General features: G+C 59.3%; 24 protein-coding genes and 1 pseudogene. 3 read left to right on the plus strand and 22 right to left on the minus strand.

Annotated features, from left to right (window positions below):
* Window position 1: 1 nt before the first annotated feature.
* Window positions 2-361, plus strand: coding sequence for a metal-sulfur cluster assembly factor (locus OHL23_RS19685; RefSeq protein ID WP_263353674.1), 360 nt, complete (start codon window positions 2-4; stop codon window positions 359-361).
* A gap of 18 nt (window positions 362-379) precedes the next feature.
* Here OHL23_RS19685 and OHL23_RS19690 read toward each other — a convergent pair whose 3' ends face one another.
* From OHL23_RS19690 to hfq, 11 genes are all read right to left on the minus strand, one after another.
* The gene (locus OHL23_RS19690) at window positions 380-781 is read right to left on the minus strand and encodes a hypothetical protein (protein WP_263353675.1); all 402 of its coding nucleotides are present in this window, start codon (window positions 779-781) and stop codon (window positions 380-382) included.
* A gap of 69 nt (window positions 782-850) precedes the next feature.
* Entirely contained in the window at window positions 851-1,105 is a 255-nt protein-coding gene (locus tag OHL23_RS19695; protein WP_263353676.1) for a hypothetical protein, read from the minus strand.
* 246 nt (window positions 1,106-1,351) lie between these two features.
* The gene (gene atpC, locus OHL23_RS19700) at window positions 1,352-1,792 is read right to left on the minus strand and encodes an ATP synthase F1 subunit epsilon (RefSeq protein WP_263353677.1); all 441 of its coding nucleotides are present in this window, start codon (window positions 1,790-1,792) and stop codon (window positions 1,352-1,354) included.
* Window positions 1,793-1,801: 9 nt separating this feature from the next.
* A complete protein-coding gene (gene atpD, locus OHL23_RS19705; RefSeq protein WP_263353678.1) occupies window positions 1,802-3,244 on the minus strand; it encodes a F0F1 ATP synthase subunit beta in 1,443 nt (480 codons plus the stop codon).
* Window positions 3,245-3,322: 78 nt separating this feature from the next.
* On the minus strand, window positions 3,323-4,405 hold the full coding sequence (locus OHL23_RS19710) for a F0F1 ATP synthase subunit gamma (protein WP_263353679.1): 1,083 nt from the start codon (window positions 4,403-4,405) through the stop codon (window positions 3,323-3,325).
* 23 nt (window positions 4,406-4,428) lie between these two features.
* Window positions 4,429-5,964 (minus strand): F0F1 ATP synthase subunit alpha, encoded by a 1,536-nt coding sequence (atpA, locus tag OHL23_RS19715; protein ID WP_263353680.1) that lies wholly within the window; start codon window positions 5,962-5,964, stop codon window positions 4,429-4,431.
* An 81-nt stretch (window positions 5,965-6,045) separates the two neighbouring features.
* A complete protein-coding gene (gene atpH, locus OHL23_RS19720) occupies window positions 6,046-6,582 on the minus strand; it encodes an ATP synthase F1 subunit delta (RefSeq protein ID WP_263353681.1) in 537 nt (178 codons plus the stop codon).
* A complete protein-coding gene (locus OHL23_RS19725) occupies window positions 6,582-7,328 on the minus strand; it encodes an ATP synthase F0 subunit B (protein ID WP_263353682.1) in 747 nt (248 codons plus the stop codon). Before OHL23_RS19725 ends, atpH begins: the two co-directional genes overlap by 1 nt.
* A complete protein-coding gene (locus tag OHL23_RS19730) occupies window positions 7,325-7,825 on the minus strand; it encodes a F0F1 ATP synthase subunit B family protein (RefSeq protein WP_263353683.1) in 501 nt (166 codons plus the stop codon). The genes OHL23_RS19725 and OHL23_RS19730 overlap by 4 nt, the downstream gene beginning before the upstream one ends.
* Before the next feature lie 293 nt (window positions 7,826-8,118).
* A complete protein-coding gene (gene hflX, locus OHL23_RS19735; protein WP_317891705.1) occupies window positions 8,119-9,501 on the minus strand; it encodes a GTPase HflX in 1,383 nt (460 codons plus the stop codon).
* 133 nt (window positions 9,502-9,634) lie between these two features.
* Complete coding sequence (gene hfq / locus OHL23_RS19740; RefSeq protein ID WP_263353685.1) at window positions 9,635-9,970, minus strand: RNA chaperone Hfq; 336 nt, start codon at window positions 9,968-9,970, stop codon at window positions 9,635-9,637.
* Between the two features lie 408 nt (window positions 9,971-10,378).
* On the opposite strand from hfq, the gene OHL23_RS19745 reads away from it, so the two are divergent.
* Entirely contained in the window at window positions 10,379-11,593 is a 1,215-nt protein-coding gene (locus OHL23_RS19745) for a DegT/DnrJ/EryC1/StrS family aminotransferase (RefSeq protein WP_317891706.1), read from the plus strand.
* 139 nt (window positions 11,594-11,732) lie between these two features.
* On the opposite strand, the gene OHL23_RS19750 is transcribed toward OHL23_RS19745, so the two are convergent.
* On the minus strand, window positions 11,733-13,019 hold the full coding sequence (locus tag OHL23_RS19750; protein WP_263353686.1) for an SH3 domain-containing protein: 1,287 nt from the start codon (window positions 13,017-13,019) through the stop codon (window positions 11,733-11,735).
* A gap of 214 nt (window positions 13,020-13,233) precedes the next feature.
* Window positions 13,234-14,424 (minus strand): lactonase family protein, encoded by a 1,191-nt coding sequence (locus OHL23_RS19755; RefSeq protein ID WP_263353687.1) that lies wholly within the window; start codon window positions 14,422-14,424, stop codon window positions 13,234-13,236.
* 198 nt (window positions 14,425-14,622) lie between these two features.
* Here OHL23_RS19755 and OHL23_RS19760 point away from each other — a divergent pair, with 198 nt between their 5' ends.
* Window positions 14,623-15,693, plus strand: coding sequence for a M28 family peptidase (locus OHL23_RS19760; protein ID WP_263353688.1), 1,071 nt, complete (start codon window positions 14,623-14,625; stop codon window positions 15,691-15,693).
* Window positions 15,694-15,781: 88 nt separating this feature from the next.
* On the opposite strand, the gene OHL23_RS19765 is transcribed toward OHL23_RS19760, so the two are convergent.
* The 9 genes and pseudogenes from OHL23_RS19765 to OHL23_RS19805 form a co-directional block, all read right to left on the minus strand.
* Window positions 15,782-17,170: an FAD-containing oxidoreductase gene (locus OHL23_RS19765; RefSeq protein ID WP_263353689.1), complete on the minus strand. Its 1,389-nt coding sequence runs from the start codon at window positions 17,168-17,170 to the stop codon at window positions 15,782-15,784.
* A 61-nt stretch (window positions 17,171-17,231) separates the two neighbouring features.
* Complete coding sequence (locus tag OHL23_RS19770; RefSeq protein ID WP_263353690.1) at window positions 17,232-17,783, minus strand: carboxymuconolactone decarboxylase family protein; 552 nt, start codon at window positions 17,781-17,783, stop codon at window positions 17,232-17,234.
* A 207-nt stretch (window positions 17,784-17,990) separates the two neighbouring features.
* Window positions 17,991-18,530, minus strand: coding sequence for a peroxiredoxin (locus OHL23_RS19775; protein ID WP_263353691.1), 540 nt, complete (start codon window positions 18,528-18,530; stop codon window positions 17,991-17,993).
* 112 nt (window positions 18,531-18,642) lie between these two features.
* A complete protein-coding gene (locus OHL23_RS19780) occupies window positions 18,643-19,128 on the minus strand; it encodes a Fur family transcriptional regulator (RefSeq protein ID WP_263353692.1) in 486 nt (161 codons plus the stop codon).
* Between the two features lie 69 nt (window positions 19,129-19,197).
* On the minus strand, window positions 19,198-20,559 hold the full coding sequence (locus tag OHL23_RS19785; RefSeq protein ID WP_263353693.1) for a DUF3863 domain-containing protein: 1,362 nt from the start codon (window positions 20,557-20,559) through the stop codon (window positions 19,198-19,200).
* 68 nt (window positions 20,560-20,627) lie between these two features.
* Complete coding sequence (locus OHL23_RS19790) at window positions 20,628-21,560, minus strand: ornithine cyclodeaminase family protein (protein WP_263353694.1); 933 nt, start codon at window positions 21,558-21,560, stop codon at window positions 20,628-20,630.
* A pseudogene (locus tag OHL23_RS19795) lies at window positions 21,547-22,842 on the minus strand (MFS transporter). Before OHL23_RS19795 ends, OHL23_RS19790 begins: the two are co-directional and overlap by 14 nt.
* Window positions 22,843-23,194: 352 nt before the next feature.
* Window positions 23,195-23,650 carry a DUF2203 domain-containing protein gene (locus OHL23_RS19800; protein WP_263353695.1) on the minus strand — a complete coding sequence of 152 codons (456 nt, stop codon included), beginning with the start codon at window positions 23,648-23,650 and terminating at the stop codon, window positions 23,195-23,197.
* 175 nt (window positions 23,651-23,825) lie between these two features.
* Window positions 23,826-24,020 carry a hypothetical protein gene (locus OHL23_RS19805; RefSeq protein WP_263353696.1) on the minus strand — a complete coding sequence of 65 codons (195 nt, stop codon included), beginning with the start codon at window positions 24,018-24,020 and terminating at the stop codon, window positions 23,826-23,828.
* Between the last annotated feature and the right edge of the window lie 13 nt (window positions 24,021-24,033).

Raw genomic sequence — 24,033 nt, forward strand, 5'->3', positions numbered from 1 at the left:
AATGGCCGTTCGATTCGCACCGATGAAGTTGCAGCCCCTCACCGCTGAGGACATCTGGGCCGCGCTGCGCGATTGCTTCGATCCAGAAGTAAAGCTGAATCTCGTCGATCTGGGACTGATTTACGACGTCGCCATTGAGCCCGATCCGAACTCAACTCCGGCCTTCCCTCGCCAGCGCGTCAAAGTCACCATGACTCTGACCACTCCGCAATGCCCGGCGAGCGGCCTCATCTTCGAACAGGTCCACAACCGGCTAGCCGGGATTCCGCAAGTGAGCAAAGTGGAGGTCGACTTGGTCTGGGAACCCAAATGGTCACCGCATCGCATCAGCGAAGCTGGCCGAAAGCAGTTGGGAATCTAGGGCCGACGGGACCTCAGTCTACTTTCGCAAAATGCTCTGAATTCGTTGCCCCTGCACGGACGCCTCCTTCAGATATCCCTCAATCTTGTCCAGAAAGTGCTGGGCATCGTTCAGATAGCCGGGAAGGTTCTTCCACCAGGTCCTGACTGTTTCCTGCTCCTCCAGAAGCGCCATTGCAGTTCCGGCTGCAGCGACCGCGACACCAGCCCGGCGACGGCCAGTTGCGATCAACACTCCGCCGGCCAGGAGCGTGCCAGCCGCTACATAATGTGTCCAATCGGCCGAAGCAGATTGCGGCGACGGCGCGGGCGCTGGCAGTGAAGCGGAACCCGCTGCGGGCACTTCAGAATACGACGCAAACGCCTGCGGATAGCGGGATTGTGACGAAGCGCCGGAGCGAGGAATAGGAACTGCGACCATAGACTTTCTCCTTGCTTACTCTGATGCCGTTTTGCGGCTCACGAACAAAAGCAAATGGAATTCGGATTTTTAATCGAGATCGAACTCGCGCAACGGCTTGCCCTCGGGTGCGTCCTTGGCCTTGCGCAGAGCCTCAGCGAACTTCTTCTCGAGCAGATCGCCCTTGTTCTTCTCGGCTTCCATCGATTGCCGGAAAATAGACTCCTTGCGCTCATCCTGGTCGCGCATCGCCTGCGCCGCCGTGGCCAGATCTTCAAAGGTGCGCTTGCGAGGCGCGGATGTGTGGCTGATCAGCGCGCCAGTCTCCGCATCGATTCGCAGCATCGCGGAGCAATCCGGACATGCAACCTCAAATACCCGATTTGTCTTGCGGCCAGTCATTTCTAAATGGAATTGTAGGAGCAATGATCCCGGCTTGTCGCGCGACAGGGGCAAAAATCCGCCAGCTACCTCGTTATATATCAGGTTACTGGTGCTTCCCGAAGAACGGACCGGGGGCCAACCTCAGGTCAAGAAAAAACGCGTCCCGGCCGATTTGGCGAGGACCCGTTCTTTTCTACTTCATTTCTGCTATTCCTTGGCCTGTGCGCTGGCCAGCTTCGCCTCGGCCTCGTTGATCACGCGCTCGGCATCCGCATAAGCGTCCGCGCTGTCGCCAGCCTTATCCCAGAGTTCATGACCGTGTTCAAGCTGCCTCTGAGCGCTGGGAATATCGATTGCAGAAGGGACCTGCGCATCATTAGCCAGAATCGTCACCCGATCCGGCAGCACCTCGACGAAGCCCCAGCTTACGTTGTAGCGCGTTCCATCGCCCAGATTTGCGGCACCTCCGGACACGCCATGCAGCGTCACATCTCCCGCGCCGAGTTCGGCCAGCAAAGGAGCGTGCCCGTAGAGCACCTCCATGTAGCCGTTCTTCGCGGGAAGCTCGACCGCGTCAGCGAGTTCCTCGAAAAGGATGCGCTCGGGCGTTACCAGCCTGACCCGGATTTTGTTGCTTTCCTCAGCCATAACGCCCTCTTAAGCCGTCGCCTTCATCTTCTCGGCGGTTTCGAGCACTTCTTCAATCGTGCCCTTCATGTAGAAGGCCTGTTCCGGCACATCGTCGTGCTTGCCTTCGATGATTTCCTTGAAGGAGCGAACGGTATCCGCGATCTTGCAATAACGTCCGGAGATTCCGGTGAACTGTTCGGCCACGTGGAAGGGCTGCGAAAGGAACTTCTGGACCTTGCGGGCGCGTGCAACGGTGATCTTGTCGTCGTCGCTCAACTCGTCGATGCCGAGGATGGCGATGATATCCTGCAAGTCCTTGTAGCGCTGCAGGATGCGTTTGACGCCCTGCGCCACATCATAGTGCTCCTGCCCGACCACACGCGCGCTCAAAATACGCGAACTCGAAGCGAGAGGATCGACGGCGGGATAGATGCCAAGCTCGGAAAGCGGCCGGCTCAAAACCGTCGTGGCGTCGAGGTGGGCAAAGGTCGTGGCCGGCGCGGGATCGGTCAAGTCGTCGGCGGGCACGTAAACGGCCTGCACCGAGGTGACGGAACCCTTCTTGGTCGAAGTGATGCGCTCCTGCAGCTCGCCCATTTCCGTGGCAAGGTTCGGCTGGTATCCCACAGCGGACGGCATACGGCCCAGTAGCGTCGAAACCTCGGAACCGGCCTGCGTGAAACGGAAGATGTTGTCGATGAAGAGCAGCGTGTCCGCGCCTTCTTCGTCACGGAAGTGCTCGGCGACGGTCAACGCGCTCAGCGCCACGCGCAGACGGGCTCCTGGCGGCTCGGTCATCTGGCCGTAAATCAAGGCGGCCTTGGAATTGGCCGGATCGCCCGGCTTGATCACGCCCGACTCGCTCATTTCAAGCCAGAGATCGTTGCCCTCACGGGTACGCTCGCCCACGCCGGCAAAGACCGAGTAACCGCCGTGCTTGGTCGCGACATTGTTGATCAGCTCTTGAATGATGACCGTCTTACCCACACCCGCGCCACCGAAGAGGCCGATCTTGCCGCCCTTCAAAAACGGCTGGATCAGATCGATGACCTTGATGCCCGTTTCGAACATCTCCTCGCGCGTCGATTGCTCTTCGAACGACGGCGCGGGGTGATGAATCGGCTTGCGCTGCTTTTCGCCAACAGGGCCAAGCTCGTCCACCGGCTCGCCAACGACGTTGAGCACGCGGCCCAGAGTCTCGCGGCCCACCGGCATGGTGATCTGCGAGCCCAGATCTTCTGCATTCATACCGCGAACCATGCCGTCGGTGGCCGTCATGGCCACGGTACGCACCCGGCCCTCGCCAAGGTGCTGCTGCACCTCGAGGATCACATCGATCGGCCCGGGGACGGTGAAGCCTTCACTGGTCACGCGCAGCGCCTGATAAATAGGCGGCATGTGCACCTCTTCAAACTGCACGTCCACTGCGGGACCGGAAACCTGAATTACCTTGCCAATATTCTTCGCCATAATCTGCCTTCCGAAATTCTCAAACCAATCTGGGTGCCCCATCCTTGTCCCCGCTGTTGGGACAAGGGCGGGATGGCGCTAAACCGCTGCCGCGCCGCTGACAATCTCGATGATTTCCTTGGTAATCGCCGCCTGACGCAGCCGGTTCATCTGCAAGGTGTAGCTGTCAATCATGTCGGTTGCGTTGTTCGTCGCCGAATCCATCGCCGTCATTCGCGCTGCGTGCTCGGCAGCCACCGACTCCGCCAGCGCGTGAAAAAGCATTGCCGAAACATATTGCGGCAGGAGCCCGTTGAACAGCTCTTCGGCGGGCTGCTCATAGATGTAGTCCACACCAGCCGTACCGAACTTCTTCGCCTCTGTGTCAGCTTCCGCTGTATCCTCCGGGCTCAGCGGAACTCCAGCGGAAACTGCAGCTTCCGCAGCGCGTTCCCGCTCCTCGGCCGTAGGCTCAATCGCACTGGTAATCTCGTGCTTGCCGATCTCGATCAACGGCAGCAGGCGCTCCACAACCACGCGCTGTTGAATCACCGACTTGAACTCGTTGTAGATCACGTAGCAGGCGTCAATCTCTTCATGCACGTAGCGCGAAACCACGTCACGAGCCAGTTCGAACACACCTCCGGCAGTCAGTTTTTCCAGCATTCCAACGTGATCGCCGATTACCTCGATCTGCTTCTTGCGCTCGCGATGCCGCTTGGTAATCGTCGAGCCCATTTCGCCTTCCACCTGCTCTTCAGTAACCACAGCAGCCGGGTAGCGCCGGCGGAATTGGTCCGTAGCCTTGCGTCCTATCGCCTCGAGATCGAACTCCTGGTCTTTGTTCGCCTCCAGAAACTGGAAGCTGGCTTTGAGGATGTTGCTGTTGAATGCCCCTGCAAATCCACGGTCGCCGCTGACCACAATCAGCAGGATTTTCTTCTCCGGCCGCGTGGCAAAGAGCGGATGACGCAGATTTCCCGTCACTGAATCGATGATCTCGATACGGCGAATCAGCGACACCAGTACGCTGGTGATCATTTGCACATAGGGCCGCGCCGCCATTGCCCTGGCCTGCGCGCGACGCAGACGGGCAGCCGAGACCATTTTCATGGCCTTGGTAATCTGCCGCGTGCTCTTCACGCTGCGGATGCGTCGCCTTAGATCGAGTACACTTGCCATCGTTTATTCCGTTCCTGGTTTCCTTATGCCTTCGCCGCAGCTTCCTGATTGGCCTTGAAGTTCGCCGAGTATTCCTTCAGCGCCTCGTGCAGCCGGTTCTTGATGTCATCGTCCAGCTGCTTCTTCTTGGTCAAGTCATCCATCAAGGCACTCTGCGCCGAGGTGAGATAGCTGTACAGACCGTCCTCAAAAGCCCGAATCTCTGAAACCTGCAGCGGATCAAGATATCCCTGCGTGCCGGCAAAGAGAATCGCGACTTGCTGCTGCCAGGTCAACGGGTCAAACTGCGGTTGCTTGAGCAATTCCGTCAGCCGTTGGCCGCGGCTCAACTGCTTCTGCGTCAGCGGATCGAGGTCCGATCCGAACTGTGCAAAGGCAGCCAGTTCGCGGTACTGCGCCAGATCCAGCTTCAGCGTCGATCCAACCTGCTTGGTCGCCTTGATAGCAGCCGAGAATCCGACGCGGCTTACCGAGAGGCCCACGTTGACGGCGGGACGAATACCCGAGTTGAAGAGATCGGTTTCAAGGAAGATTTGACCATCCGTAATCGAAATCACGTTGGTCGGAATGTACGCGGAAACGTCGCCGGCCTGGGTCTCGACGATCGGGAGAGCGGTCAATGATCCGCCGCCGTTCTTGGCGCTCAGCTTCGCCGAACGCTCGAGCAGACGCGAGTGCAGGTAGAAGACGTCGCCCGGATACGCTTCGCGGCCTGGAGGACGGCGCAGAAGCAGAGAAATCTCGCGGTACGCCATGGCGTGCTTGGACAGATCGTCGTAGATCACCAGCGCATGACGGCCCGAATCGCGGAAGAACTCGCCAATCGCGGTCGCCGCGTAAGGCGCGAGATACAGGAGCGGCGCAGGCTCAGAAGCCGAAGCAGCGACGATGATCGTGTGGCCCATGGCGCCGGCCTCGGTCAGCGTCTGGACAACCTGGGCAATCGAAGACCGCTTCTGCCCGATCGCGCAATAGATGCAGATCAGGTTGTTCTTGGCGTTGTTGATGATCGTATCCAGCACCACGGCCGTCTTGCCGGTCTGGCGGTCGCCAATGATCAGCTCGCGCTGTCCGCGGCCGATGGGAATCATCGAGTCAATGGCTTTGATGCCCGTCGCCATCGGTTCCCGCACCGGTTCGCGGTCGATGATTCCGGGAGCGAGGCGCTCAACGGGCAGCGTCGCCGTCGTCGCAATCGGTCCCTTGCCGTCGATGGGCGCTCCGAGCGCATTAACTACGCGGCCGATCATTGCCTCGCCGACAGGGACACTCAGAATCTTCCCGGTCCGCTTGACCTCGTCACCCTCGCTCAGTTCGGTGTAGTCGCCCAGAAGCACGGAGCCAACCTGGTCCTCTTCGAGGCTCATTGCCAGGCCTGCAATGCCATGGGGAAACGAGAGCAGTTCACCCGCCATGGCCTTGTCCAGACCGTGAAGGCGCGCAATGCCATCGCCGAGGGAGATGATGGTGCCAACTTCATCGACCCGGACCTTCGAGTCGTAATTCGCGATTTGCTCGCGAAGAATCTGCGAAATCTCGTCTGCCTTAATCTGAGCCATGCCTGCGTTTCCTGTTCTTTCCTTAATTCCTATTCAAAATTTCAGGGTCTTCCAGCCTTGCCGCAGCGTGGAAACAATGAATTAACTGGCGAGTTCTTCCTTCAATCGCTCTACCCGTCCCAGCACCGAGCCGTCATAGACTTTCGAGCCGATTCGAACCACGACGCCGCCCAGAATCGACGGATCGAGCTTGAATGTTGCGTCTACACGTCCCTGGGTCAGTTCGGCAACATGCGCCAGCAGCGCGGCCTTGTCCTCCGCGTTCAATTCGCGGGCTGTCGTGACCTCCGCCTGGTGCACACCCAATCGCCGCTGCAGTTCCGCGTGGTACTCGGCAACCACCTCATGCACCGCGCCGATCCGGTCGTGATCGATGAGCACCGCGAGCAGATTCCGCACCTGCGGAGCAAGCCCAAGCTTCGACTTCATTCCGTCGAGCACTGCAATCTTCTGCACCGCCGGAACCGACGGATCCTCGAAGACCTCACGCAAGTCACCGCTTGCGTCCCATGCGGCCAGAAAATCCCGCAACTGCTGGTCAACGGAGTCCGCGCCAAGATGAAACTGCGCCACCACATCGGCGAAAGCCTGCGCATAGCGGGAAACAAAAGCAGCCATCAGTTTTGCCCTCCCGCGCTGGCTTTGCTATCTCGCGCAAACTCGGCGATGAGCGCCCTATCGGTATCCTCAGTTAGCGTCAACTGACTCAGCGCCCGGTCAATCGCCAGATCGGCGGCGTATTCCTTCAGACCGTGTCGCGCCTGGGCTGCGGCAACCTGAATCTCCTGCTCAGCCGAGGCGACAATCCGCGCGCTTTCCTCGCTGATCGAGGCCTTGATCCGCGCCTCATCCTCGCGCATCTCTTCCTCTAGCCGCTTACGAATCGCGGCAATCTCCGCGTCCAGCCCGGCCAGTTGGGCCTCAACGGCGCTCATCCGAGCATTGGCGTCTGCCGTGGCCGTCCGAGCCGTCTCCAAGTCCTTGCTCAGCTTTTCGGAACGCTCTCGCATGGCCTTGGGCAGAATCCGAAACAGGGGAATGCCGATGGCGAGCAGAATGACCGCAAAGTTGATGTATTCAAAGCCCGTAGCCGCAGTATCTACATCCATATGAAGCAGCTTTGCGAGCGCCTGCACCGAAGCCGAATGGCGGTATTCCTGGGTCTCGTCCGCCTCGGATTTTTTGACTTCCTTATGGGCGTCTTTGAACGGCGAATCGGACGCGGAGGGAACAGGCTGCGTCGGCGCCGTTGAGTCAGAGGCCTGCGCCGTGAGGGTCAAAGGTGAGAGGGAGACTCCAAAAATGAGCACCGCCAAAAAGATCGAGCCGCTCACACTGCGAGGAGATAACTTGCGAAGAATCAACGGGAACCCCCGGCAGTCGCCGGCAACACGGCACGTATCACCTGTTCAGCCAACTGGTCGATCCCGGCCAGCAATGCCTTGCGAGCAGCGGCGGCTTCGGCCTCCAATCCAGTTCTGGCATCGAGCACCTGCTGAAGCGCCGATTTGCGCGCTGCGTCAAGCGCAGAATCTCGCTCCTGCGCCCATTGGTGTAGACGCTGTTCTCGCACGCGGAAGACCTCGGCGCGAGCCTGGCGTAACTTGGCGGCGTAATCGGCGGCTTTGGCTTCCGCCGCGGCAATCGCCTTGTTCGCTTCTTCAATTGCACCCGCAGTGCGCGCACGACGCTCTCTCAAAGTGCGGCTCAATGGCCCTTGAACCAGAAACTGGTAGGCCAGCACGAGAACGATAAAAAGGAACAGAGTCGGCAGGGATGAGAGCAGAAGATCGCCGAGTTGTCGAATGGTTTCTTGCATGTTGGTATGGAACGCCTGCCCATCGGTTTTTGCGCATTTCACGCGGGAACACTCTTTTGTAACAGGGGCAAAACTCTATGTCAACGAATCCGCAGGTCTTGTTTCGGAACCGGAAGGAGAGTGAATGGAACCTTCGCTCCGAGGTGAAAATCGGCAAAAGATTTGTGTTGCATCAACTGGAAACAGGCTTACACTTAGGTTATCACCTCGACCCGGTTCAGGGTCCAGCGGGCTGCAGGCTTCGGGAAGTATCTCCACTCCCGGGGTCGGCAGCCCACCTTATTTTGCGAGAAGTTCCAAGGCTCAAGTCGCAGATCTTACATGCATTACCTGCCTCAATCCCTGTTTCCAAGTCCTTGCTTCACCCGTCCCACCAGGGAAGCCGGGCCGCGCACCGAAAGATGGACTCGTTCGTCGTCAAATGCCCTGCTATGAATCACCATTCCCGCTTCAATCGCAGCGAGCGTCGCGCCATCCGACTGCGGCACCACCAACTCAGCCTCCACCAGCGGGTCCGCGACCAGCGCCTCGTCAATCGCCTCAAGCAGCCCACTCAGCCCGTCTAAGCCCTCACCGGTCCGAGCAGAGACCGCAACCATGCCTCTTGAACCCAGCCCGGCGCGCTCGTCCGGCGTCAGCAGATCGATCTTGTTCAAGACCTCGATGCGCGGTTTATCCAGCACTTCCAGCTCGCCGAGAACCTTTTCGACCTGTACCTTTTGCTCCTCGCCATACGCAGAGGAAGCATCCCGTACATGCAGTAGCACCTCGGCCCGCTCGACTTCTTCGAGCGTCGCGCGGAAGCTGGTTACCAAAGTGTGCGGCAGATTGCGGATGAATCCTACGGTATCCGAGAGCAGAATGCGGCGGCGGCTGGGTAACTCCAACGCTCGTAGCTTGGGGTCCAGCGTAGCGAACATGCGCGACGAAGCGAGCACTCCAGCCCCCGTCAGCCGGTTGAACAGCGTGCTCTTGCCAGCATTTGTGTAGCCCACCAGAGCTACAGTCGGCACCGGAACCGCCTCACGCCTCTGCCGTTGCTGCCGCCGGATCTTGCGCACCGAGTCCAGTTCGCCTCGCAGATGCACGAGCCGCCGCTGAATCCTGCGCCGGTCGGTTTCTAACTGCGTTTCGCCGGGGCCGCGTGTGCCGATGCCGCCCCCCAACTGGGACATCGCCTTGCCCCGGCCAGTCAGGCGCGGCAACATGTATTCCAATTGCGCCAACTCCACCTGCAATTGGCCCTCGCGAGTCCGTGCATGGCGGGCAAAAATGTCCAGAATCAACTGCGTCCGATCCAGCACCAGGCATGGCAATAGGCCTTCGAGGTTTCGCAATTGCGTCGGCGTCAGGTCGTGATCGAAGACCACCAGATCGGCGTGATTTGCCGCCGCAATGCCGGCAATCTCCTCGACTTTGCCCGCGCCAATCAGGGTTGCCGGGTCGGGCCGGCTGCGCCGCTGCAACACCTGGGCAATCACCAGTGCGCCGGCACTTTCCACCAGCTCGCGAAACTCCACCAAGGAAGCGTCGGCGCTCAACTCGGTCGAAATTCCCGAAAGCGGCCCGGCAGTCAACAATGGGGCCTGCCCGAATGGAAGCTGCCCGGTCTCGTCCTCGGAGTCCGCGCCGGATGCGGCTAGCGCGGCAGCCCGCGCGCTGTCTGCACCGGGACGGCGAACCGCACTTCGGCTGGAAATCTCCACCCCAACCAGCACGGCGCGCTCCTGCCGGCCACGCACACCTTCCGAAGAACCAAGCGCAGCTCTCCCGGAAGGGACAAAACCAGAACCGGTTTCGTCCCTCGGAGCATCTCCAACGGCTTGACTTTGCTTGTTGCGAATAACGTGCCTACGGATGGCTCAGCAAAGGATTGCTTGCGGGATTGCTCGCGGGAGGTGACGCAGGACCCGCTCCCGGCGTGGCCGGTCCACTGGCGGCTTGCCCAGCGGGCCTGAAATCGGGCGCGTGCATGACGCTCCGGTTGCTGACAACCGTCGAGATTGCATGCTTGAAGATCAGTTGCTCCTGGCTGTTGTTTTCCAGCAGCACCGAATACTTGTCGAACGACCGAATCTTCCCAGTCAACTTAACGCCGCTGACCAGATAGATGGTGATGGGGGTTTTATCCTTGCGGACCGTGTTCAGGAATGTGTCCTGAATGTTTTGTGCCGGCTTGTTCTCCATGTGCCGATCTCCTGCTTTCTTGTTCTCAAATTGTGTTCATTCGACCTGGAGCCAGCCCGGCAGAAATCGCTTGTCAGCGCGGATTGCGAACCTGAATCGAAAAACGTCAGGTTCTGTCTGCAAGCAGAATCACCTTTTACTGCCTGTGAATGGCTCACGCTCATTGCTCAACCGGTTACCCCAGAGATACGCATGCTCAACTCTGCGGTTCCCGCAATATACCAATCTCACTATAGGCTTTGTGGCCTTGGTTCAACAATCCCTTGTAGCTCACTGTCTCAAATTGGACTCTTTTGCATACCGTCTGGATCTTCCATTCGCAATCGACCTTGCGGCTGGCAGTGGTCGCGCTCCGAACAGAATTCTGTTTACGTATTAGACGAGAGACGATGTTGATAAACTAATTAAGTGGCAAATTCAGAAACATCCGTAGCCAATCCAGCAGCGATTCCGCATTCCGCTCCGACGCCTGGTCAGATGCCTATTCCGATGCTTGACCTGTCGCGCCAGTACACTCCCATTCGTGAAGAAGTCTTGGCCGCGTTGGCGGAAGTGGTCGACCGGCAGCAGTTCATTCTGGGCCAGCCAGTGGCAGCATTCGAGCGTGCCGCAGCGCAGGCTCTTGGCGTAGCAGAAGCGACGGGCTGCTCCTCTGGCACGGACGCGCTTTGGCTGGCGCTGGCTGCCGCGGAGATCGGCCCGGGATCGGCTGTCATCACCACGCCGTTCAGCTTCTTCGCCTCGGTCAGTTCAATCGTGCGCGCGGGAGCTACACCGGTTCTCGCCGATATTGACCCGGTTACGTTCAACCTCGATGCGGCGGGGGTTGAAAGGATTCTTCAATCGGCGCAGCCAGTGCCGGTGCGGGCGCTGCTGCCGGTGCACCTCTATGGCCAATGCGTCGCCTGGAATGAGTTTGCGCGCATAGGCAAGGATTACTCGCTCACCTTGGTCGAAGACGCGGCGCAGGCCTGGGGTGCGCGATATAACGGCATATCCGCCGGGGCTCTTGGCGATATAGCCGCATTCAGTTTCTACCCGACGAAGAATCTCAATGCCGCTGGCGATGCGGGGCTCGTCACGACAACACGCCCTGAGCTTGCTGAGCGCGTGAGGATGCTGCGCCAGCACGGTATGCGCCAGCGTTATCACCACGACGAAATCGGCTGGAATGCCCGCATGGACGGCTTCCAGGGTGCTGTGCTGCAGGTGAATCTGCGCCATATTCCTGAGCGCAATGCGCTTCGCCGCGAAGCCGCCATGCGCTACCACCGGCTCTTCGAGGCTGCAGGGCTCGCGGAGAGCGGTATTTACCCGAATCACAGTGTTGTTCTGCCCAAGGAAGTTGAGCCTAACCACCATATCTGGCACCAGTATGTGATTCGCACGGTTCGGCGCGATGCTTTGCGCCAACACCTTACTGCTCAGCAGATTGGGAGTGAGATCTATTATCCGGTCCCGCTGCATAGGCAGAAGGCGCTGGAATTTCTGGGTTACAAAGAAGGCAGCTTTCCGGAGGCAGAGCGGGCGGCAAATGAGGTTCTGGCGCTGCCGATCTTCCCGGAAATTCGGCTGGATGAGCAGGAGCGGGTGGTTGGTGCGATTGCGGAATTCCTCAGTTAGTCCGGACTAAACACCTGATTTTGGCTGAGCGCACAGGCGAGACCGGCAATATAGATTGCGGGATTTACTAGATAGAATGCCGGATATTCAACGCAAGCTACAGGATTTTTAACGTTAGTTGCGGGACGTTTCGTGCGATTTATCGTTTCTTCCTCTTGGCTGCGGCTTTGGCCTTTGCGGCTTCATCCTGATCGTGGGTCAGGACGATCGGGGCCTGGTCGGAGCCGGTTCGCTTGACCATATTTCCTTCCAGGCGGAAGGCCAGGGTTCGCGGTGACACCGGCCGGGTGATGCCCGTTTCCGGATCGACACTGACGTCGGGACCGTTCGCAATCGCGAAAGAGAAGACCGGCTCCGCTACTCCGTTCACGGTCTCCTGAGAAATCTTCACCGGAAGATAACCTTGAATGCCGTGTAGACGATAGGCCGTCTCATAACGGTGATGATTCAGGCTCCAGGTGAACACGCGGATCTGGTCGAAGTCGTAGGGCAGGCCGCCACGCGGTGGCGACAGGACAGTCACGAATTCAGTGATCTCTTTGCTGACCGGAGGGGTCGTAGCGTCGCTTGCGTCGCTGATCGTATCTGTGCTGGAGTTGCTTTTTGCAGCAGAGGCAGCGCTGGGGTGGGATTTTCGGGGCATTTTCCCAGGTTTGCCGTCCTTCCGAAGTTCACGGCCTGATCCGTCGTCGACTACTTTGGCGATTGGATAGGCTGCGACCATTCGCTGGCCCTCGGCGTATTGGCCTACTTCGTCGGGAACGTCCACATCGACGCGGTTGGCCAGCAGCCAGCCGGTATGTCCGGCGCTGTCGCGCACCAGCCACCAATCCTCCATTGGCACTGGCATTGGCGTGGGAGGCGTTGCGGGTTCTGTTTCGGTCGTCGAAGCGGTTGAGGAAGCGGCTGCCGGGGTCTTGACCTTTACTGCGGGCTTCGCTGGAGGAGCTGTGCCGGGAGCGGGCGCTTTGGCTACTGTCCCGCGCTCCAGCAACTGTACCTTCGCATTGCCTGAGATGAGCAGGAAATGCGGGGTCTCGCGGCCTGGGAGCACATGCATATATAAGTCGTCGCGAAGCTCTCCGTTGGCGACGACGGGGTCTTCTGCGTGCTTCTTAGAGAGATCCTGAAACTGCGCGTAGAGTTTGTCGTCGATGATGGCGTGATCTTCGAGCCAGCCGATCTCGCCTTTGGGTGTTCGCACCTTGACGAAGCGTTTACCCTTTTCCACCACTTCGAGCGCTTCGCCGTTCGTCACCAGTGCCGTGCGGTTCGAGACGGCTGCGACGCGGTCGTGAAGATAGACCTGACGCGCGGAGACGTAGACGAATTCGTGTTGTTCGTGATGAAAGCGCGAGCAGCCCGCGAGAAGCGCCGCAGGCAGCAGCAGCCACAGGGGAGCTAAAGATAGACGACGCGTGGGCACGGGGGACCGCAATCTACTAAGAGGATAGCATCGCAAGGACAGGGAATAGGGACTACGGAACAGAGGACAGGAAATGCGGATTGGGAGCTAGAACGTATTTGTCGCTCGAAGCAGAGAGTGGCGGTAACCCATCCTTGTCGCAAAATACGCGCCAAGGATGGGGCACCCAGTTTGGTGGTAATTCTTAGTCCCTAGCCCCTGTTCCCTGTCTTGCTTAGTGGGTGACGGCGATTGCGTTGGCTAGCGATGGATTGACGCTGGCAGTGGATTTCGTTGAACCGACATCGAGAGCGCCGAGCGTAGAGGCATCAAAGCTGTAGAGCCACATATTCGGATTGGCCTTGTCTCCGACATCCATCACGTAGCTCTTGGTGCTGTCTTCGACGATGGCCACCGGGGACTGCTCGGTTGGGAAGGCTGCTCCGAGAGAGGCCAGCTTCTGCGTGGTGAGATTGAGGGTAAAGCCTGAGATTGTGCCATCCGAACCGTTGGCGACGTAGAGGTATGCGCCGCTCAGGTCAGCGAGCAGCGCCGTGGGGCCGACACCGACGGCTTCATCGTCCAGATCTGTGCCAAGCGCTGCGGTGCCGATCATGCGCACGGTGCCGGCAATGGCGCCGGAGGAATTGCTGTTCTGCTCCGCGATGAAGAGATACTTCGATGTCGGATCGACAGCGACAGCAGTGTCGGCGGTAGCACCGCCAGTGGGAAGTAACTTGATGCTCACCGCGGTGCCCCATGGTCCGTTGGGTGCGGCGGTGCCGGTGGGGGTAAAGCCGAAGGCCTCGACGCCGCCTGTGCCGAGAGCCACAAACACCTGGCTGTTGGCAGGAGAGATGGCAAGCGACGGTGTCGGGTCGGCGAAGGTTGTGGTGAGGGAGAATACGGCTCCAGTGGGAAGGCCGGTGGTGGGGCTGATCTGAACCGCATCCAACTCGGTTTGGCTCTGGTAGGCGATGATCAGCCACGAACTGGTGGGATCGATGACCATGCTCTGCGGAACGAACCCGTTCGGGTTGACATAGGCGATATTGTTGCTGTTGCCCTCGGTCAGTGTCCCGTCCGAGTTGATCGTGTATTCGAAGGCTCCCGCGGTTGTACCGATGTACACAAACTGGTTATTGGGCGCAACGACGATGGAGGTCGGAGTTTCGGTCAACGTGACGGGGCTTCCGTTGAGCGCCGCGAGCGTGCCGCTGGTGAGGGAGTATTCGGCCAGAGTGCCGCCGCTGTTGGTGATGTAGGCGAAGGTCGATGTGCCGGTGCCGATGGTGCCGGTGGTGCTGACTGCGGTGAAGAAGCCGCTGCAACCGGTCAATCCCATCGTGCCCAAGGTGAGAACTGCAGCTCCGAGCATAAATGCTTGTGTCAGACGCAAAAATCGCACTTTACTTCCCTGCCTCATCGGTAAGACTCCTCGCTGACATTTGCGTTGACACGGAACGACGGTGGCTGACTCGTTTCAGTCTGGGCTGGATTGGCCAAATTTCGGCGCCACTTTAGGTTAACCCGTCGGGACGCCTGCCGGCAGCGTGGATTCTTCAGACAAAATGACGCAGGAGGGGCGAAGATCGCTTGCCGAAGCGGGATTTAGAATTGCCCAATGCACTTCAGGCTCAGTCTCTTTGCATTTTTGGTTCTTTTCAACGTTCCTCTGAATTCCCCCGGCCAGACTCATTCCACTCATCCTGTTTCTGCTCTCTGCAATGCCTGTGTCCGTGCTGAGCTTGGATTCCTTGCCAGCGATGAACTGCATGGACGAGGCTCGGGCACGCGCGATGAACATCTGGCTGCGCTGTACGCCGCTTCGCTCTTCCAGTCTTTCGGGCTCCAGCCGGCGGGGGAAGATGGAGGCTACATTCAACGGGCTCCGCTGCCGAACCCGTTCCCTGCGAAGCTGGCGGAGTATCTGAAAAAGCATGGATTCGATCAGAATCAGCGCACGGATACATGGAACGCGCTGGGGATGCTGCCGGGCTCCGATCCTGTCGCCGGCAAGGAGGTCGTGCTGCTGACGGCTCATCTGGATCATCTTGGAATCGGGGAAGCTGTCAACGGAGACAACATCTACAACGGAGCGGATGACGACGCAAGCGGCACAACGGCTGTGCTGGAGTTGGCGCGAAGCTTGAGCCGAGGACCGCGCCCGCGCCGGTCGATTCTCTTTGTGCTCTTTGGCTCTGAGGAGTTAGGAGGGTATGGCAACCAGTACTTTCTGGAGCATCCGCCGGTTGCGCTGACCCAGATTGTCGCCAACCTGGAGTTTGAGATGATTGGGCGGCCCGATCTGGCGCTGCCGAACAAGACGCTTTGGCTGACTGGCTACGAGCGCTCTGACCTTGGGCCGATGCTTGCGAAGCATGGCGCTGCGATTTCCGCCGATCCGCATCCGGATCAGCATTTCTTTCAGCGCTCGGATAACTATGCGCTGGCGAAGAAAGGGATCGTGGCGCAGACGGTTTCGAGCTTTGGGTTGCATAAGGACTACCACCAGCCTTCGGATGAGGTTTCGAGGATTGACTTTGATTTTTTGACGCGGTCGATTGGGTCGATGATAGGGCCTGTGCGGTGGTTGGCGGATACTAGCTGGCGGCCGGAATGGAATGCTGGGGGGGAAGCCGTAGTTGTTGCGCGGGCCTGGGTGGTTCCCACCCTTGTCGCGATGAAACTGTGACAAGGATGGGGCACCCATTTCTTTGGCGTACGCCAAAGGAAAAAAGCAGATCCTTCGCCGCTTTGCTCCTTAGGATGACAACTGCTGCTTAGGTTAGGGGCTTGAGGTCACCCAGGACTGTCGGGATGAGTTCCGAGACGGTTGGATGGATGTGCATGGCGCGCTGGAGTGTCATGTAGGGGCGGCCTGAGTACATGACGTCGAGGATGCAATGGATGGCTTCGTCGCCGCTGGTGCCGAGAATCGATGCGCCGAGGATCTTCTTTGATTCGGCGTCTACGAGGATCTTCATGAAGCCCTGAGACTCGCCTTTTTCTACAGCGCGGCCTACTTTGGTCATGGAGCGGGTGCCGATGAGAGCTGGTTTGCCTGATTTGCGCACCGCCGCTTCGGTCATGCCGATCTGGCCCAGGGGTGGGTCGGTGTAGAGTGCGTGGGCGTGAATTCTGTCGCTGACGCGCCGGGGGTCGTTGTCTAGCAGGTTGGCGGTGACGATTTCGAAGTCGTTATAGGAGGTGTGCGTGAAGCCGCCCTGGCCGTTGCAGTCACCGAGCGCCCAGATGCCGGGAATGTTGGTTTTGAGCTGGTCGTCGACGACGATGTAGCCGTGGTCGTCGGTGTGGATGCCGGCTTTGTCGAGGCCGAGGTCGCTGGTGTTAGGTATGCGGCCTACGGCTAGCAGCACATGAGAGCCGTGGACTTTGGGATCGCCATCATCACAGGTTACGTGCACCCAGGCGCCTGTCTGCCCAGCGGCTGGAGGCTCGAAGGCGATGCACTCGGCGTTGAGGCGGATGTGGATGCCTTCGGCTTCGAGGATCTCTTTGATCGATGCGGATACGTCTTCGTCCTCGTGCACGACGAGGCGCGGACCTTTTTCGACTACCGTGACTTCGCTGCCGAAGCGGCGGTACATCTGGGCGAATTCGAGGCCGATGTAGCTGCCTCCGACGACGACCAGGTGTTGCGGCAATTCGTCGAGGTTGAGGATGGTGGAGTTGGTGAGGTGGGAGATTTTTCCGATGCCGGGCATGTTGGGAACGAGCGCTCTGCCGCCTACGTTGAGGAAGATTTCGTCTGCGCTGAGTGTTTCTGTTCCGGCCTGAATTTCATGGCTGGAGAGGAAGCGGGCGTGTTCGTGAAAAACAGTGCAGTTCTCCATTCCGCGCAGCCAGGCTTCGATGCCGTCGCGGGACTTGGCCAGGATGGATTCCTTGCGGGCTTTGACGACCTTCATATCGACGTGGATGGAGCCGTCGATGCGGACGCCGAAATCGGCGGCGCGGCGGGCCATGTGAGCTGCGTAGGCGCTGGCGACGAGGGTTTTGGTGGGGATACAGCCGGTGTTGACGCAGGTTCCGCCGAAGAGATTGCGCTCGATGAAGGCTATACGGCGGCCGCTTTTGGTGAGACGGCCGGCGAGAGATGGGCCAGCCTGTCCGGCCCCGATGATGATGGAATCGAATTGCGTGCCCATGCTAATCCGCCTTGCAAAACAGGAATGTAGCGGTTAGATGCGCGTGGGCACGCAACGGTAACTAGGCAAATGCGGGAACTTCGGCCTGGGCTGAGACTGCGTCGAGGACAGGGCCGAGGGCGTGAATGACGGAAGCTACCCGGACGATGGCGAGGATCAGTTCCTCCGATGCGCCTTTTTCGCGAACGACCTTCTCGTGCGCGTCGACGCACTTGCCGCAGCCGTTGATTGCGGAGACGGCCAGCGACCAAAGCTCGAAATCCACCGCATCGGCTCCGTGAGAGCGCAGCACGTTCATGCGCAGGCGGGCGGGCATGGTGGCGTATTTTTCATTCGAGCTGAGGTGGTGGAAGCGATAGAAGATGTTGTTCATTCCCATGATCGCCGCAGAGGCTTTGGCTGCTTCCAGCGCGGTTGGGGCGAGTTGCTTTGCGCCTTCCGCCAGAGCTGCTGCGGTGAGGCTGGCGTTGCGGGTGGCGATGGCTGAGGCGACTACGGTGCCCCAGAGCTGCTGGGAGGTTAGTTCCGTGTTGTTGCGGATCAGGGAGGAGTAGTTCAGCTTGAGATCCTTCGCGTAATCGGGAAGGGTGTCGATGATGGCGTCGAGGGTCATGGGGACTCCGTTCTTTTGCAAAATTTGGCGCGAAGATCCGTGAGTCCCACCCTTTGCGCACAGAACGCGCAAAGGATGGGGCACCCGGCTAACAGCAGATTCCCTTCGGGAATGACAGACAAGAAAAGCAACGGCAACTGCTGAAGCAGATTCCTGCTGGAACGACAAACAAGAATGGCAAAAGCAAGTCTTTTGCAGTACCTGTCTCTACTTGGCGGTCAGGGTTTCTTCGCCCTTCTTCCAGTTGCAGGGGCAGAGCTCGTCGGTCTGCAGGGCGTCGAGAACGCGCAGGACTTCCTGGGGATTGCGACCTACGGAGAGGTCGGTGACGTAGACGAAGCGGATGACATTCTGCGGATCGACGATGAAGGTGGCGCGCTGCGAGACGCCGGCTTTCAGGTCAAGGATGCCGAGTTGCTCGGAGAGATCGCGCTTGATGTCGGAGAGCATCGGGAACGGCAGGTCCTTGAGGTCGGCGTGGTTGTTGCGCCAGGCGAGGTGGACGAATTCGGAATCGATGCTGGCGCCGAGAAGCTGGGCGTCGCGGTCGAGGAACTCCTGATTGAGCTTGCCGAAGGCGGCGATTTCGGTGGGGCAGACAAAGGTGAAGTCCTTGGGCCAGAAGAAGACGACCTTCCACTTGCCGGGGAAGCTCTGGTCGGTAATCTGTTCAAAGGCTTTCTGGGGATCGAGATTGACGACTGCGGTGAGGTCGAATGAAGGGAAATTTTCGCCAACTGTGAGCATGAAAAATGACTCCTTTATCAGGTTGGAAGTGGTTCGTCGTGGTTTGCAGACACAACTGCGAGCGCCTGCCGGTATGAATTGAAAAAATGTGTTAAAAAGTGCCGGTTGCCACTTATGACATCGGTACTGCTTCCTGCATGGGGATGCGGGACGGCATAACTGCGGGCTGGCAGCGGGCGCACAGGCCCAGCACATCGACGGAGATCCGCTGGGCGAGGAAGCCGCCGGGAAGCATCTGCTGGACCGGGTGGCTGCCGCCGAAGCCGATCAGCTCAGCTTCGCTGATGTCCTGAATACTGCGGCACTGCGTGCAGACCAGGTGATGATGCGGATGGCTGTTCATCTCAACGCGCAGGGAGCCGTGGTGGGGGCTGACTTCGCGCAGGATGCCGCTGGCGAGAAAGATATGGATGTTCTTATATACGGTTGCGAGCGAGATGGCCGGTATCAGCGCCTTGACTTTGCCGAAGACCTCTTCCGGGCTGGGATGGCCGGGCATGGATTGCATGACTTCGTATATCACCTGGCGCTGATGCGTCAGAGCTAGCCCCTGCTGCATGCATAGTTCGCGGAATGCCTGGGCTGTCTGTGTGGTCACAAAACTTATTAAACGATAATTATTATTCTTTGTCAAAGCATGTGGTGCGGATGGGCACGGCGAACTTTGTCATGCGAGATTTTTGAGTTCCGGGTAGTGGGCGAGGATGCGGTGCTGGTCGTCGAGCGGAAATTGGCGGAAGGGGATGGGTTTGTCCTGGGGGCGGGTGCCTTTCTGGTTGAGGACGTTCATGAGGCTCCATTCGCGCTGGAGGGTTTGGGGTTCGTGGGCTGGGAGGTCATAGCGGGTGAAGTCGATGACGGAGGGGGCGGCGCCGGATTGCCAGTGGCGCAGGAGGGCGAGGCGGAATTCAGTGTTCATGAACCACTGGATTTCCAGCTCTTTTTCGGAGCCGGGTGCGCCGGTGCCTTTGGCGTCGAAGCGGTAATTGAGGCCGGCGTTGGAGGGGTGGTGGCTGCGCCATGCGAGGCCGAAGGCTCCTTCGGTCATGACCTGGGTATCGGGCCAGCGGTTTTTGATCGCCTGGAGGGACCAGGTGAGGTCGTCGTCCTGTCCGATGGAGACTTCCCAGATGGAGGTGACGAAGGCGAAGCCGTTGAGTGCGTACCCCTGATCGAAGTGCTGGGCGACGGTGTCGATGGTCTCCTTGTGGCCGGCTTCGACGCCGAGACGGCCTGTTTCGATGGGGCCGACTCCAAGACGGGAGTTGAAGCCGCCTTCGAAGCCTTCGCGGCGGGCGGGGAGGAAGTCGCAGGTCCAACCGTCGAGACAGACGCAGTCGATGAAGTCGGACTTACCCTGGGCGGGCTTGAGGTAGTGTTCGCGGCTGGGGTAGTAGGGGTAGCAGATGCCTCCGTCGCCGTCGCCGTTGTCGATGCCGTGCTGGCTCCAGATCTGGCCCTGGCAGACGTGAATGCCTTCCTGGGTAGCGAGGTAGTGCTGGCTGTCGGCGTCGAGGTAGCCGGCGACGAGAGATTGTGGGCGGTAGTGATTGCCAACCATCTTGGAGATCATTTCAAGCGCGTCGTGGATGGTCTTTTGATTGTCTGCGCGGGTTGCGTACATGGGGGCAAAGTAGCCGCCGGGGATGAAGGTGATTTCGTCGCCGTATTGGTGATGGTATGAGACGAGGAGTTGGCGGGCTTCGCGGTATTCGGGGCGGGTATCGATGAGGGCCAGCCAACTGATGGCCCATGTCATCTGGCCGCCTGGCCAGCCTGCCGCGAAGGCTTCGCGTCGATGGCGGATGTGGTCGGGGCTGTTGAGAGGCGCTTCGTCTTCGCCGATGTTTTTGGTGGGGGTGACTTCAATCTGGTTGACGCGGACTATCGAGACGTGGGTGAGGAAGCGGCCTTGCATTTTGGGACGCGTCGAGACTGTGTCCACAAGGGCGAAGGCGTTTGGGTTGGCCAGGGCGAGGGATGTTGCGGAGGCAGCGGCAGCGGTGAGAAATTGGCGACGGGTCTTCATTCGGAGGCTTCCTCTTGTACGGCAAATCACGACGGAGAAATTTGGCCTGATAAGTATCGCAGGGCTGATCAGAGATGCTTGAGAGGATGTTTGAGAGCGTGCCAGACCTGGACTGCCCCGGTAAGGTCTTCGATGGCCATGCCGAGGGATTTGAAAACGCGGCGACCTGCCGCAGGCATTGGCGCGGTTCCGGCAAGGATTTCGCCGATTTCGGCCTGGACTTTGGCTCCTGAGAGGATTACATCGCCAGATTCGTTTTCTGAGCCTTGACGGGATTCCGCGATTAGGTAGCCTCGCATTGTCTCGTCATCGAGTTCTCGTAGATTGGGGCCGATTGCGCCGACGGCGATTACCAGAGACTCTGGCGCGAGCCATTTTCCGTGCAGGACTGGCTCGATTGCGGAGGTGACGGTGACGACAACGTCGGAGGCTGCGGCTTCTTCGATGCTCGTGGCGTTTGCGCCGAGTTCGGCGGCGATTGCGGCAGATTTCTCCGGATTGCGGCTCCAGATGCGGATGCTGCCGGGTTCGCGAAAGGCTGGCTGTACGTGGCGCAGGGCTTGAATGTGAGCTCGGGCTTGAACACCGCTGCCTAGGATGCCGAGGGTTTTGGCGGATGGCGCGAGGGCGGAAGCGGCTACTGCGGAGACGGCTGCGGTGCGCATTTCGGTGATGAGGCGGCCATCCATGACCGCGAGCGGTTCGCCGGTTGCGCGATCGAGAAGTTCGATGGTTGCGAGGTGAGTGTGCAGATGGCGGCCACCCAGGCTGGCGTTGCCGGGGTAAAAGGTGACGGTTTTGACGGCCATGTATTCGCCGGAGATGACGGGCATGACGGCGAACCAGCCGATGGGCTTGCCTGCGGTGTCCTTTACGCGGAGAACCTGACGAAGCGGCTGCTCGACTCGTCCTGCGGAGTAGTCGATGAGCGCCTGGCGGATGGCCGGGATGAGCGATTCATAGGTCAGGACTTGGCGGATCTTCTCTTCAGGAATGTACATTGGAGGCCGGTTCCAGTGTATGCGTGCGCGCCAGGGTCCGCAGCGTATAGACAACACTGGCGGCTGCGAGCATGGTTACTCCGAGAACGGCAAGGCCGTTCTGATAGCTTCCGGTGAGGTCGCGCGCCCAGCCCATGAGCGGGGGTCCGATGACGCCACCTAGAATGCCGACCATGTTGATCGTCGCGAGACCTGCGGCCGCTCCTTTGCCTTTCAGGAAGGTGCTGGGGAGGGCCAGCAACGGACCCTGAATCGCGTTGTGAGCCAGATACATTACCGCAAGGACTGGGACGGCGACCCATGGATTGACCGTGAAGGCAACAACCATCAGGCAGATCGCCTCAAGAACGCTGGGAACGATCATGTGCCGGTATGCTTTGCCGCTGCGGTCAGAGAGCCAGGCGTTGAAGATCATGCCGAATGCGCCGAGAAGTCCCATGCCGGAGATGATGTAGCCGACGATGCTGACGTCGAAGGAGGTCAGGTTTTTGACGATCGACGGCAGCGAGAACGAGTAGGCGTAGTTGACGCCGAGCATGAGCAGATTGGTGAGGCCGAAGAGCCAGACGCGCACGTCTTTGAGCGCCGCCGAGACGCCTGTGGCGTGGCTGCTGATGGGTTGACCTCCTGGAACGTCGTGGCCTTCGGCGGCGAGGCTGGCTTCAATCCAGTCACGCTCGGTTTGCGTCAGCCATCCCGCTTCCGCTGGATTGTTGGGCAGGCACCGGAGAAAGACAGCGCTCAGAAGGACGGCTGGAAGTCCTTCGACCAGAAAGAGCCATTGCCAGCCGCGCAGGCCAAGTTTGCCTTGCAGATTGAGCAATGCACCGGCGACCGCGCCCATCAAGACAGCGGAGAGCGGAAGCGAAACATAGAAGCGACTGATTGCGCGGGCGCGAATGTTGCTCGGGAATCACTGAGTGAGGTAGTAGAGGACGCCGGGGAAGAATCCAGCCTCGGCCATGCCTAGCAGGAAGCGCATGGAATAGAACTGAAGCGGCGTCCTGACGAACATCATGCCCATTGCGAGCAGGCCCCAGGTAAGCATGATGCGGGCCAGCCAGCGGCGCGCTCCGAAGCGGTACAGGAGCAGATTGGAGGGGATTTCGCATACCGCGTAGCTGACGAAGAATATGCCCGCGCCTATGCCGAAAATGGTTTCGCTGAAGTGCAGGTCGCTGTTCATCTGCAGCTTGGCGAAGCCTATGTTGAGGCGGTCCATGTAGGCGATGCCGTAGCCGAGGGCGATCAGCGGAATGAGACGCCAGGTCACCTTGTACATGGCAGAGCGGCCTACGTATTCAAGATTGCGCGGGTTTGCAGGTGGGGAGTCTTCAGGGAGATCGATCGCTGAGTCGATGGACGACAAATACAGGTCTCCGTTGGGTCAGAGTTCGAACTGGCTCAGGAGCGGACGCTGGAATCTTCGGGGAGGCAGTATGAGTGGAGCCTACCACAAGGCACGGACGACGCTTGCAGTTTCCGGTTCGTTCGGTTGCGGATCTGCCCTCAGGGGCTCAAGCCCTTTGACGTTGCCTAGTCTATGTACGGGCTGAAGCCAGTACTCTTCAAACTGCCCCACTTGTGGCGGGCGCGGCTGAACGGCTGTCGAGATTGTCCCTGATTCAGTCCGTTTAGTTCGGGCGATTGCCCGAGCCGATGTTGCCGGAGCCGGTGCGGCGGCGGAAGCGGTCGTCGATTGGCTGGCGGCCTTTGAAGCCGGACTCCATGGTGTGCCAGTGCTCGATGGCTGTTTCGCCGCTCTTCCAGCAGAGCAGGACGATTTCGTCGTCCATGCGGCATGGAAAATCGAGCAGGCCGGAGTCGAGATCCTTGACCTGAACGCCGATTTCGTCGATTTCGGCGACGGATTCGCGGGCGCGCTGGATGTGCTTTTCCATTGCGGAACGCTGGCCTGCAACCTTTGCCACATTGACTGTCATGCCACCTGAGAGATGGATGCGCCGCGCAAGGGCGGACAACTCTTCATCGATCTCTTCCGCAGCCTGTTTGCTGTCGATGGCGCGCTTCAGTAACGACTCCACGAGCGGGAGCATGGATTGTGCTTCTTCTAAGGTGAAAATTTTCATCTGTGGAAACTCTACCAAATAGTCTAACGCTGGACTGGGCAGGCCGATTTTCGTTTTCAACAAGATCGTGGGTCAGTTTGATGAAGAGCATACCCCTCAGGGGCTAAAGCCCTGCTATATTGGGGACCTAATGTACGGGCTGAAGCCCGTACCCTTCAAACTGACGCCACCATTTTCAACAGGAATTGGCTCGCCGGACCCAGGCATACGCTTCTTCTTCGGCAGCCTCGATTTCGGCTTCGGTGAGAAGCGAATCCTCTCCGCGATTGAGGCTGCGTGTGGCCTTGGCGCTCAAGCGCGGGGAGGATTCTTCGGCCAGATCAGGAGCTGGCCGTACCTCCTTGATGATTGGACTCGAATTATCCTTCAATGGCGTCATTCCG

Origin of the sequence: Acidicapsa acidisoli (assembly GCF_025685625.1) — a bacterium.
GTDB lineage: Bacteria > Acidobacteriota > Terriglobia > Terriglobales > Acidobacteriaceae > Acidicapsa > Acidicapsa acidisoli.

Excerpts from the sequence above, each read along its gene's own strand:
- OHL23_RS19685 (WP_263353674.1), top strand. The coding sequence starts at position 2 with ATGGCCGTTCGATTCGCACCGATGAAGTTGCAGCCCCTCACCGCTGAG.
- OHL23_RS19690 (WP_263353675.1), bottom strand. The coding sequence starts at position 781 with ATGGTCGCAGTTCCTATTCCTCGCTCCGGCGCTTCGTCACAATCCCGC.
- OHL23_RS19695 (WP_263353676.1), bottom strand. The coding sequence starts at position 1,105 with ATGCTGCGAATCGATGCGGAGACTGGCGCGCTGATCAGCCACACATCC.
- atpC (WP_263353677.1), bottom strand. The coding sequence starts at position 1,792 with ATGGCTGAGGAAAGCAACAAAATCCGGGTCAGGCTGGTAACGCCCGAG.
- atpD (WP_263353678.1), bottom strand. The coding sequence starts at position 3,244 with ATGGCGAAGAATATTGGCAAGGTAATTCAGGTTTCCGGTCCCGCAGTG.
- OHL23_RS19710 (WP_263353679.1), bottom strand. The coding sequence starts at position 4,405 with ATGGCAAGTGTACTCGATCTAAGGCGACGCATCCGCAGCGTGAAGAGC.
- atpA (WP_263353680.1), bottom strand. The coding sequence starts at position 5,964 with ATGGCTCAGATTAAGGCAGACGAGATTTCGCAGATTCTTCGCGAGCAA.
- atpH (WP_263353681.1), bottom strand. The coding sequence starts at position 6,582 with ATGGCTGCTTTTGTTTCCCGCTATGCGCAGGCTTTCGCCGATGTGGTG.
- hfq (WP_263353685.1), bottom strand. The coding sequence starts at position 9,970 with ATGGAGAACAAGCCGGCACAAAACATTCAGGACACATTCCTGAACACG.
- OHL23_RS19755 (WP_263353687.1), bottom strand. The coding sequence starts at position 14,424 with ATGAGGCAGGGAAGTAAAGTGCGATTTTTGCGTCTGACACAAGCATTT.
- OHL23_RS19760 (WP_263353688.1), top strand. The coding sequence starts at position 14,623 with ATGCACTTCAGGCTCAGTCTCTTTGCATTTTTGGTTCTTTTCAACGTT.
- OHL23_RS19765 (WP_263353689.1), bottom strand. The coding sequence starts at position 17,170 with ATGGGCACGCAATTCGATTCCATCATCATCGGGGCCGGACAGGCTGGC.
- OHL23_RS19770 (WP_263353690.1), bottom strand. The coding sequence starts at position 17,783 with ATGACCCTCGACGCCATCATCGACACCCTTCCCGATTACGCGAAGGAT.
- OHL23_RS19775 (WP_263353691.1), bottom strand. The coding sequence starts at position 18,530 with ATGCTCACAGTTGGCGAAAATTTCCCTTCATTCGACCTCACCGCAGTC.
- OHL23_RS19785 (WP_263353693.1), bottom strand. The coding sequence starts at position 20,559 with ATGAAGACCCGTCGCCAATTTCTCACCGCTGCCGCTGCCTCCGCAACA.
- OHL23_RS19790 (WP_263353694.1), bottom strand. The coding sequence starts at position 21,560 with ATGTACATTCCTGAAGAGAAGATCCGCCAAGTCCTGACCTATGAATCG.
- OHL23_RS19800 (WP_263353695.1), bottom strand. The coding sequence starts at position 23,650 with ATGAAAATTTTCACCTTAGAAGAAGCACAATCCATGCTCCCGCTCGTG.